This is a genomic window from Kitasatospora sp. NPDC004531, assembly GCF_053602195.1.
This window is the reverse complement of sequence record NZ_JBSGDD010000201.1, coordinates 1-2,463: the sequence shown is the minus strand read 5'-3', so window position 1 is coordinate 2,463 and position 2,463 is coordinate 1. Positions and strand designations below refer to the sequence as shown.

Annotated in this window: 3 protein-coding genes; all 3 read left to right on the top strand. The window is 68.4% G+C overall.

Going from position 1 to position 2,463, the window contains the following annotated elements; genetic code table 11:
* A partial coding sequence (locus ACWEMJ_RS34095; RefSeq protein ID WP_452141020.1) for a TerD family protein occupies positions 1-344 on the top strand: 344 nt, incomplete at its 5' end.
* Positions 345-709: 365 nt separating this feature from the next.
* Complete coding sequence (locus ACWEMJ_RS34090; RefSeq protein ID WP_452141019.1) at positions 710-1,285, top strand: TerD family protein; 576 nt, start codon at positions 710-712, stop codon at positions 1,283-1,285.
* A 47-nt stretch (positions 1,286-1,332) separates the two neighbouring features.
* Positions 1,333-2,421 (top strand): DUF475 domain-containing protein, encoded by a 1,089-nt coding sequence (locus tag ACWEMJ_RS34085; protein WP_452141018.1) that lies wholly within the window; start codon positions 1,333-1,335, stop codon positions 2,419-2,421.
* Positions 2,422-2,463 lie beyond the last annotated feature (42 nt).

Sequence of the window (2,463 nt, the reverse complement as noted above, 5' to 3'; positions counted from 1 at the left end):
ACAACCTCACCGGCGAGGGCGAGGGCGACGACGAGCAGATCAAGGTGAACCTGGCCGGCGTCCCGGCCGACGTGGCGAAGATCGTCTTCCCGGTGTCGATCTACGACGCGGAGAACCGGCAGCAGAGCTTCGGCCAGGTCCGCAACGCGTTCATCCGGGTGCTGAACCAGGCAGGCGGCGCCGAGATCGCCCGCTACGACCTTTCCGAGGACGCCTCCACCGAGACCGCGATGGTCTTCGGCGAGCTGTACCGCAACGGCGCCGAGTGGAAGTTCCGCGCCATCGGCCAGGGTTACGCCTCCGGTCTGCGCGGCATCGCGCAGGACTTCGGAGTCAACGTCTGAGGTTTCGCGGCGCGCAGTTCGGGCCGGGTCCGTTCGCGGGCCCGGCCCTCGGCGTTCTCCGGGGACGGCCCGCCACTCGGGCCGGCGGGCGCTTGGTAGATTCGGCCGCGATCCGCCCACCGGCCCAGGGCGTGCCCGTGCGGCCGATCCGGGCCTGCGGGCGCGGCGGCCGGGCCGGGCGGAGAGCGGAGTTCAGGAAGTTCAGTCGGGTGTGCAGCACTGTACGGCCGTCGGGGGGCGTAGATCTCTTGGGGTACGTCCTTGCGGGCGTGCCCCGCCGGACCGGGCCCTCCCGGGCGGTCCGACGGCCGACCACCACAGCACACCCCGGGAGCCCCGGAGACGGGAGCTGGGAGGAAAGTCCGATGACCGTCACCCTTGCCAAGGGCGGAAACGTCTCGCTGACCAAGGCCGCGCCGAACCTGACCCAGGTGCGGATCGGCCTCGGCTGGGACGCCCGGTCCACCACCGGCGCGCCGTTCGACCTCGACGCCAGTGCACTGCTGTGCTCCGGCGGCCGCGTCCTCGGCGACGAGTACTTCGTCTTCTACAACAACCTGCGCAGCCCCGAGGGCTCGGTCGAGCACCAGGGCGACAACCTCACCGGCGACGGCGACGGCGACGACGAGGTGGTCGAGGTCCAGCTCGACCTGGTGCCGGTGCAGATCGACAAGGTGGTCTTCGCCGTGTCGATCTACGACGCCGACGCCCGCCTGCAGAGCTTCGGCCAGGTCTCCAACGCGTACATCCGCGTGGCCAACGTCGCCGACGGCACCGAGATCGCCCGCTACGACCTCACCGAGGACGCCTCCGGCGAGACCGCGATGATCTTCGGCGAGCTGTACCGCTACCAGGGCGAGTGGAAGTTCCGTGCCGTCGGCCAGGGCTACGCCTCCGGCCTGCGCGGCATCGCGCTCGACTTCGGCGTCAACGTTCAGTAAGCACCCGGAAGCGGTCAATTCCGGTAGCCAGAAAGGTAACTGACCCCGTGTTCCTCCGTACGTTCGGATGGTCCTTCGCCATCACGATCGCCGGCCTGATCGCCGCCGGCCTGATCTGGGGGGCCGAAGGATTCGGCGTCGTCCTGATCCTCTCGATCCTCGAGATCTCCCTGTCCTTCGACAACGCCGTCGTCAACGCCACCGTCCTCAAGCGGATGAACCCGTTCTGGCAGAAGATCTTTCTGACCGTCGGTGTGCTGATCGCGGTCTTCGGCATGCGGCTGATCTTCCCGCTGCTGGTGGTGGCCCTGACGGCGCACCTCAACCCGTCGACCGTGGTGCAGCTGGCGATCGACTCCAGCAAGACCCACGACGGGCACACCTACGCGGAGTACCTGGAGGCCGCCAACCCGGCGATCGCCGCGTTCGGTGGCATCTTCCTGCTGATGATCTTCCTCGACTTCATCCTGGAGGAGAAGGAGTTCAACTGGCTGCGCTGGCTGGAGAAGCCGCTGGAGAAGATCGGCAGGCTGGACGCCCTCTCCTCGGTGATCGCGCTGGTGGTGCTCGCCCTGTCGTCCCGGTTCTTCGCCGGTGACCGGGCCGAGACGGTGCTGCTCGCCGGTGTCTGCGGTCTGGCCACCTACCTCGCCGTGAACGGCCTGTCCGGGGTGTTCGAGTCCGGCCTGGAGGAGCAGGAGGAGGCCGAGCACGAGGCCGAGCGCAAGGGCAAGTCGATCGTCCAGGTCGGCGGCAAGGCCGCGTTCTTCCTGTTCCTCTACCTGGAGGTGCTGGACGCGTCGTTCTCCTTCGACGGCGTCGTCGGTGCGTTCGCCATCTCGCAGGACATCTTCCAGATCACCCTGGGCCTGGGCATCGGCGCGATGTACATCCGCTCGCTGACCGTCTTCCTGGTCCGCAAGGGCACCCTGGACGACTACGTGTACCTGGAGCACGGCGCGCACTACGCGATCGGCGCGCTGGCGCTGATCCTGCTCGCCTCGATCAAGTACCACATCCCGGAGATCGTCACCGGCCTGATCGGCGTCGCCTTCATCGGCGCGGCACTGGCCTCCTCGATGGTCCGCAACAAGCGGGAGCAGGCCCTGGAGGGCAGCGCGGCGGCCGACAGCTAGCCGGACCGCCTCGAAAGCGAGAGCCGCCCACCGGGAACGTTC

Excerpts from the sequence above, each read along its gene's own strand:
- ACWEMJ_RS34090 (WP_452141019.1), top strand. The coding sequence starts at position 710 with ATGACCGTCACCCTTGCCAAGGGCGGAAACGTCTCGCTGACCAAGGCC.